Here is a 6,456-nt window from a genome sequence, read left to right as displayed (position 1 = left end):
TCTCCTTGCGGTGGGCCTGCTGTACGGCGGGATCAGTGCAGTCGCCGATCCGGCCGCTGTCGTCGCCAGCTCCGCGAACACGGGGCGCAGCGCGGACACCGAAGCCGAAGCCAAGATCGGCGGCCTGTTGCTGTGCTTCTTCGGGATCACGGTCCTGGGCTTCGGCATCAGCCTGCTGAAGACGAAGTCCGCCAAGGGCACGCAGTCCAGCACCTGAACGTCAGGCGGTGACGCACGCAGATCGCCGGTCGAAGCCGACCGGTCGGCCCCCAGTGCTGCCCTCGCGGTCCGACGCGCCTGCGAGGACCCGCTCCTGCACTCGGCCATGCAAACCCGTACGGCCCTGGCCATCACCGACAACGCGGTGGCCGTTCACCAGGACCGTCTGCACGCCCTGCCCCGGCCCGAGTACGTACCGGCCTTCTACGAACCGGACCGGAGGCCAGGTGCCCGACCCACTCCTACAGCCGTGGCCGGGCCATCAGCACCCGCGTCGCTGAGCGGTCAGGCGAGATCCTCGCCGTGTTGGGCATCCTCGATGCAGGTGCCCACCGCGCGGGCCAGCTCCTCCACCGTCAGCTCGACTCGTCGTCCTTCCGCTGCCCTGTGGCCCACGACCGTCTCCTCGTCCAGCCACCTGCTCGGCTGTGCGCCAACACCCCACTGGCCGTCGGCGACCATCGCGATGTCGCCCACTGTCCACGGCCGCCCGGAAGCGCGGATCTTGCGCTCCAGCCCGGCTCCGTCCCAGTGTTTGCTCGCCTCGGCCATCTCTGCTCCCCCTTCGCCGCCGCGCGGCCCGTCACCGCAACCCAGGTATGACAACCGGGTTCGCCGATCCATTCCCGTGCCGCTGACTGCCTGCTGACGGCTTCCAGTTCGCCCACGGCAGACGTCACTCCCCTGGAAACGACTACGTACTTCGGCATGGCGCATGCCAACGTACGAGTGTCGGGAAAAACCGCAGGTCAACGAAGGGGTGGTCCAACCATGAGCGCCTCCGCCACCCTCCTCCCCACCGTCGTCCGGCCCACCGTGGAAAACCACTGGGAGATGAAGGATCGCGGCAAGGGCTACGTCAACGAGTGCCGCCTTCGGCACCTCGCCGACCACACCGAGGGGCCGAAAGTCCTTCGCAACCTGCCTCGCCTCGACGCCTCCTGACGCGCCACCACCAACCCAGCCCCCTCTTCCCGTTCCACTCTTGGAGGTTTCCTTACCCCAGTACCTGACCGTCGGCCACCTGCTCCGCCAGCTCCAGGGGCTCGACCCCAACCTGCCGATTCGCCTCGCCGTCAACCCCGACTTCCCCTTCGCCCACTACGTGGGGGCCGATGTAGTCGTGCGGGACGGCAAGGCGTTCATCGCCGACGACGGCCAGGAGGACTACCTCCCGACGGCGGTGGGCGACGCCCTCGCCTGGGCCTGACCGGCCCCATCAACACCACGGAGGCTTCCATCTCGTCGCGACCCCATCCTTCGTCCGTCCTCCCGCTGCGCGGTCTCGCCGTACGCCCCATGCCGGGCGGCGTACGCGGCGCGCTGGTCCAGCGCGTCTCCGCCCGGCCCGACGGCCCGCTCGACGTCACGTGGCTGGCCGCCGGAACTCCGAGACTTCCCCTCGGCCGCATCCGCCTGCAATGGGAGCCCGCCTCCCTCACGGGCTGGAACGTCACCGCCCACCTGGGCCTGGCCACCGCCGAAGTGCATCTCGCCTCCCGGCCCGCCGCCCCGGACGACTGGCCGCACCTGGTCCGTCCGACCGTCCACGAGGTGATCGGCCTCTGCGGCGCCCTGGCGTTCGCGACCGACGCCCTCGACCTCTCGAATCGCCTCGCCGAGGTCTGACCGAGAACCGATCTGGCGCTGAGAGCGTGGGAAGCCTGCAGCTGCCACGGCATCGCCCGTTTCGACTCCATGCTCAGCTAGCAGGGACCTGTGATGCTGGAGATGAACACGGTGCCGGGTCTGACACGCCAAGGAAACCTGGCCGCGTTGGCGGAGGCATCGGGGCTCGGCTTCAGCCGGGTCATTGAGCTGATGCTGGCCAGTGCCTTCAACCGGCCCACGTACTGCCCGTGATGTCCACGAACACCACAACTGGCCTGGCGGTAGGGGTCCGTGAATGGGCCCGCCGCTGGGGCGGTGGGTTCGATCGCACGTTATGGGCCGTGTGGGCCGCGCTGCTCGCCAACCAACTGGGCTGCATGGCCATCCCGTTCCTCGGCTATTAGCGCGGGCGTCGGCGGCGTCCGCGTCTGGACTGCGCCATGCCCAGGTTCGAGGATGCGGTTCCGGTACGGCCGTTTCGGTGACCGAAGGGTGGCGCCATTTCTCGGGTTGGTGCTGGCCTGCGACGACCGGGCGGTTGACGCACCTGTGACTGACCGCCGACGTGGGTCCGGGCCTGCGCTGGTTGTCCGCCTTCCGGCCCGCCCTGCACGCCCTGCGGGTCAACCCGCGGCTGCCCCGGGCGACGGGGATGCCGGACGGTATCCGCATCATCTACCGCCCTCCCCTGTAGCCGCTTTCGCGCCCGGCCCCAACTGTCCACTTTCCGGCCGAAGTTGGCTGCCCCCACGCAGGGTACGGAGAGCGTCCGATTCACCACGCAAAGTTGTTGACGCCATAACCGCCCTGCCGCCATACTCGCCGAACTTAAATCAGATTCAGATTCCAGGAGGTAGCAACTCCCGGGTGGCGTGCTCCAGCGCGGTTCGTACCGCGGCTTTCCGGTCAACCCGACCAATGAGCACGTGCACCGCAAGTCCGTCCAACAGAGCGTTGAACGAGGGCAGGAACGCCGCAGCGTCCACCGGGCGGAACATCCCGTCCGCCACGCCGTCCCGGACGATCTCGGCCAGGTCCTGCATCCAGGCACTGTCGATCGCGTCCGCCGTGCGGCTCATGTCGTCGTTCGACACCGCACGCAGCCAGGCTTCGAGCCAGAGCTTCCAGGAGACGTCGTGTCGGTCCGTGGGCAGGTACAACCAGACGAAACGCTCCAACCGTCCTTCCGGGTCGGCGACCTTCGCGAACTCCTGCGCCCGACGCTCCGCCAGCTGACGCTCGCTCCAGCGAAAGGTCTCGGCCAGGATCTGGTCCTTGGAGGAGAAGTAGTAGAGCACCCGCGCCGGGCTCATCCCCGCCCGCTCCGCGATCTGCTGCACCTGGATCTCTGCCACAGGCCGCTCCGCTATCACCGACAGCGCCGCCTCCACCACTTTGCGCCGCGCCTGTCGCCCGCGCTCCTGCGTCCGGTTGCCCCTGCCGCCCTGCTCAGCCATCCACCACACCGTTCGCCCTGATGCGTCCCCACACGCCGCATGTTCCGAGGAGATTCCCATGGAGAGTAGCCCGCGTCGCCGGACCGTCCTGGCCGCCGCCGGTGCCACTGCAGTGGCGGTGACCGTCACCGAGGGGTGCAGCCCGCCCGGTGAGGAACACGACCGGCCCGCCGACCTGGTGCTGAAGAACGGCTACGTCTACACCGTCGACGACCAGAACAGCGTGCACCAGGCCCTGGCCGTCACCGGCGGCCGGATCACCTACGTCGGCAACACCAAGGGCGTCGCCCCGCACATCGGCAAGGGCACCAAGGTCGTGGACCTGAAGGGCCGGATGGTGATGCCGGGTCTGCACGACGGACACCTGCACCCGATGGACGGCGGCCAGGCGCTGCTCGGCTGCGACCTGGACTACGAGTCACTGACGGTGAAGCAGTTCCAGGACAGGATCCAGGCGTACATCGACAAGACCAAGAACTCCGAGCCCGACGCCTGGGTCCAGGTCAACCACTGGTACGCCCAGGCCATGCGCCCCGCCGGCACCAAGCTGACCAAGGCCGACCTCGACAAGCTGGACACCAAGCGCCCCATCATGGTCCAGTCCACCGACGGACACACGCTGCTGCTCAACAGCCGCGCCCTGGAGATCGCCGGGATCACCGCCAAGACCAAGGACCCAACCGGCGGCAAGATCGGTCACGGCGAGGACGGCGAACCGAACGGCCTCCTGGAGGACGGCGCCGACAAACTGGTCCGGTCCAAACTCCCCGAGCCGACCACCAAGGACCACGTGAAGGTCGCCCGCAGGGCCCTGACCGCCCTGGCCGAACAGGGCGTGACCACCTTCATGGACGCCTTCTCCGACGAGAACGCCCTCCGCGCCTTCACCACCCTCGCCGAGCAGGGCGAACTCACCGCCCGACCCCACTTCGCCCCGGTGGTCGAGGTCTCCGCGAAGGACCCGGTCAAGGAACTGCACCGACTGCGCCGCCGCTACCACGCCGGCCGTACCGAAACCCGCCCCGCCGTCGCGGTACACAACGCCAAGCTGTTCCTGGACGGGGTGCTCCAACACCCGGCCCAGACCGCGGCGTTGCTGGAGCCGTACCTGGTGCACAAGCACAACGACTGGGTGCACGGGAAGAAGAAGGGCGAGCACTACTGGGAGCCGGAGAAGCTCAACAACACCGTCCACAAGCTGGCCAAGGCCGGCTTCGACCCGCACATCCACGCCATCGGCGACCGAGCAGTACGTACCGCCCTGGACGCCTTCGCCCACCTCCGCGAACAGGGCGACCAGGACACCCGCCCCACAGTGGCGCACGCGGAACTGGTCAACCCCAAGGACGTCCCCCGGTTCGGCCGGCTCAACGTGTGTGCAGCCATGGGCTTCCACTGGGCCAAGCCTGCCCCGGACTCGGTGGACTCCGTCAAGCCCTACCTGGGTGCCAAGCGTTGGTCGCACTACGAGCCGGAGGGCGACATCAACCACCACCACGGCCGGATCACGCTCGGCAGCGACTGGCCGGTGGACCCGCTCGACGAGTGGACCGCCATCAAGACCGTGATCACCCGCACCGCCACCCCCGACAGCCCGTACGCCAAGCAGGGCCCGATGACCCCGCACCAGCGGCTGACTCGAGCCGCCGCCCTGCGCGCCGCCACCCTCAACGGCGCCTACCAGCTACGACAGGAGAAGGAGACCGGCTCCCTGGAGAAGGGCAAACTCGCCGACCTGATCGTGCTGGACCGGAACGTGGTGAAGGTGCCCAGCGAGGAGATAGCCCAGACCAAGGTGCTGTTGACCGTGGTCGGCGGCAAGGTCGTGCACGGCAGCACCAGACTCGACTGAGACTTGCCACCTCAGGTCAACAGCTCGTCGTCGACCAACTTCGTTGTCGAAGGACAGCGTGAGCAACTGACGTCACGACTCGGGTTCTGGCTCAACTTCTGTGGAGCTGGGCCGTACGCGCCCGTGCCCGCGTCGGACCAATGGACTGACCTGCTGGGTCCCAACGTTCGGCATCCCGGTGAACCGATCGTCGAGCCGTCACCACAGAAGTTGAGCCAGAACCACGACTCGTGAATAGAGCCAGCAGGACCGCGCCCAGATCAACAGCGCCATTTCCAGGGCCTCCGACGCACGGGAGATGGCGAACCGGTACGAGGAGGAGTCCGAGAGGACGGCCAGGTACGCAGCCGAGCCCGCCAGCACCGACGTGAGCGACGTGTGGATCCACGCCCGCCGGCAGGCGCAGATCCGGCCGTTGCGGGAGTTCGCCGACACCGTCGAGCGCATCGTGAACCTGTGACGACAACGCCCTGACGCCCATATAACCCCTGACCGCGGCCGGTGCTGCCCGGCGGGGCGCTGCGTCACGGGTGTCGGAGCAGACACCAGCTGATCTGTGGTTGTGTTCACGAGAGCCTTCTCGTGAACACAACCACACACCTGAAGCGCCGAGGAGCGCCGCCGATTCGTCGGTGACGCTCCTCGGCGTTTGGTCGCTTGCTCGCCTACTTCAGGTAGATACCGGAGAAGGCGCCGTCGAAGCCGAGTGCGACGAGGCACTGCTCGACGCTGGGGTAGTTCGTGACGTCCGGGCTGTCGATCAGTTCGTCGAAGTCTGCGCGGCTGATTTCGGGTTCGAGCCACTGGTTGCCGCACCGGCAGCGGATCCAGACGTTGCGGCCGTGGTTGATGAGCAGCCAGTCGCGTCGGGCCCGGCAGGCCGAGCACGTCGCGGGGATGCCACCGAAGGCCAGCTCGTGAGGGTGGCTGAGGCAGCGGGTCGCGCCGGGCCCGGTGGCCGGCTGCGTCTCGTATTCGAGTTGCAGCAGGGGGTCGTTACCGGCGGGGAGGACGGGCAGCACTGGTGCCGGCTCTGTGGTGCGGTCGGTGGTTCTGAGCACGAGCGTCAACTTCCGGTCGTGGGCCTTCTGTTCCCATCCGTAACAGCCGGAGAATCGGCTGTCCAGGAGTTTCGTGGTGTCCGGCCGGTCGGCGAGCGGCCTTCTGGACTCTGCTCAGCGGCGCGGTGGGCGGCTGCGCGGGTCGGAGGCAGCAGGGCGGACCGCCGCTGCAGAGGTGTTCCGTTCACTGGTGCGGTTGGCCGAGGACTTGGTCGGGCGGGTGCCGGACTGCGGGCGACGGGGAGCCTCGCCTGGG

Annotated in this window: 10 protein-coding genes; 7 read left to right on the top strand and 3 right to left on the bottom strand. The window is 68.2% G+C overall.

The genetic code is table 11. From position 1 onward, the window contains the following. The coding region (locus tag GUY60_RS32245; RefSeq protein WP_161704338.1) for a hypothetical protein at window positions 1-217 on the top strand (217 nt) is incomplete at its 5' end. 287 nt (window positions 218-504) lie between these two features. Here GUY60_RS32245 and GUY60_RS32240 read toward each other — a convergent pair. After that, entirely contained in the window at window positions 505-771 is a 267-nt protein-coding gene (locus GUY60_RS32240) for a hypothetical protein (protein ID WP_161704336.1), read from the bottom strand. 219 nt (window positions 772-990) lie between these two features. Here GUY60_RS32240 and GUY60_RS32235 point away from each other — a divergent pair, with 219 nt between their 5' ends. The 4 genes from GUY60_RS32235 (at window position 991) to GUY60_RS32220 (ending at window position 2,082) form a co-directional block, all read left to right on the top strand. After that, window positions 991-1,164 (top strand): hypothetical protein, encoded by a 174-nt coding sequence (locus tag GUY60_RS32235; RefSeq protein ID WP_161704334.1) that lies wholly within the window; start codon window positions 991-993, stop codon window positions 1,162-1,164. A 40-nt stretch (window positions 1,165-1,204) separates the two neighbouring features. Continuing rightward, window positions 1,205-1,429, top strand: coding sequence for a MoaD/ThiS family protein (locus tag GUY60_RS32230; protein ID WP_161704332.1), 225 nt, complete (start codon window positions 1,205-1,207; stop codon window positions 1,427-1,429). Window positions 1,430-1,518: 89 nt separating this feature from the next. Next, on the top strand, window positions 1,519-1,848 hold the full coding sequence (locus GUY60_RS32225) for an esterase (protein ID WP_161704331.1): 330 nt from the start codon (window positions 1,519-1,521) through the stop codon (window positions 1,846-1,848). Between the two features lie 93 nt (window positions 1,849-1,941). Continuing rightward, entirely contained in the window at window positions 1,942-2,082 is a 141-nt protein-coding gene (locus tag GUY60_RS32220) for a hypothetical protein (RefSeq protein ID WP_246235927.1), read from the top strand. A 587-nt stretch (window positions 2,083-2,669) separates the two neighbouring features. Here the strand turns inward: GUY60_RS32220 and GUY60_RS32215 are convergent. Next, the gene (locus GUY60_RS32215; RefSeq protein WP_161704329.1) at window positions 2,670-3,287 is read right to left on the bottom strand and encodes a TetR/AcrR family transcriptional regulator; all 618 of its coding nucleotides are present in this window, start codon (window positions 3,285-3,287) and stop codon (window positions 2,670-2,672) included. A gap of 58 nt (window positions 3,288-3,345) precedes the next feature. Between GUY60_RS32215 and GUY60_RS32210 the strand changes: the two genes are divergently transcribed. Together GUY60_RS32210 and GUY60_RS32205 are read left to right on the top strand one after the other, a co-directional pair. Then, on the top strand, window positions 3,346-5,139 hold the full coding sequence (locus GUY60_RS32210) for an amidohydrolase (RefSeq protein ID WP_161704327.1): 1,794 nt from the start codon (window positions 3,346-3,348) through the stop codon (window positions 5,137-5,139). Window positions 5,140-5,437: 298 nt separating this feature from the next. Next, on the top strand, window positions 5,438-5,599 hold the full coding sequence (locus GUY60_RS32205) for a hypothetical protein (protein WP_161704325.1): 162 nt from the start codon (window positions 5,438-5,440) through the stop codon (window positions 5,597-5,599). Between the two features lie 205 nt (window positions 5,600-5,804). Here GUY60_RS32205 and GUY60_RS32200 read toward each other — a convergent pair whose 3' ends face one another. Continuing rightward, window positions 5,805-6,200 (bottom strand): hypothetical protein, encoded by a 396-nt coding sequence (locus GUY60_RS32200; RefSeq protein ID WP_312866500.1) that lies wholly within the window; start codon window positions 6,198-6,200, stop codon window positions 5,805-5,807. Window positions 6,201-6,456: the final 256 nt, after the last annotated feature.

The sequence above is a fragment of the Streptomyces boluensis genome, assembly GCF_009908195.1.
GTDB classification, from domain to species: domain Bacteria; phylum Actinomycetota; class Actinomycetes; order Streptomycetales; family Streptomycetaceae; genus Streptomyces; species Streptomyces boluensis.
Note: the sequence above shows the minus strand (reverse complement) of the source record. Positions and strands in the feature narration are given on the sequence as shown.

Coding starts and splice junctions, on each gene's coding strand:
- GUY60_RS32225 (WP_161704331.1), top strand. CDS start 1,519: ATGCCGGGCGGCGTACGCGGCGCGCTGGTCCAGCGCGTCTCCGCCCGG.
- GUY60_RS32205 (WP_161704325.1), top strand. CDS start 5,438: ATGGCGAACCGGTACGAGGAGGAGTCCGAGAGGACGGCCAGGTACGCA.
- GUY60_RS32215 (WP_161704329.1), bottom strand. CDS start 3,287: ATGGCTGAGCAGGGCGGCAGGGGCAACCGGACGCAGGAGCGCGGGCGA.
- GUY60_RS32240 (WP_161704336.1), bottom strand. CDS start 771: ATGGCCGAGGCGAGCAAACACTGGGACGGAGCCGGGCTGGAGCGCAAG.
- GUY60_RS32210 (WP_161704327.1), top strand. CDS start 3,346: ATGGAGAGTAGCCCGCGTCGCCGGACCGTCCTGGCCGCCGCCGGTGCC.
- GUY60_RS32235 (WP_161704334.1), top strand. CDS start 991: ATGAGCGCCTCCGCCACCCTCCTCCCCACCGTCGTCCGGCCCACCGTG.
- GUY60_RS32220 (WP_246235927.1), top strand. CDS start 1,942: ATGCTGGAGATGAACACGGTGCCGGGTCTGACACGCCAAGGAAACCTG.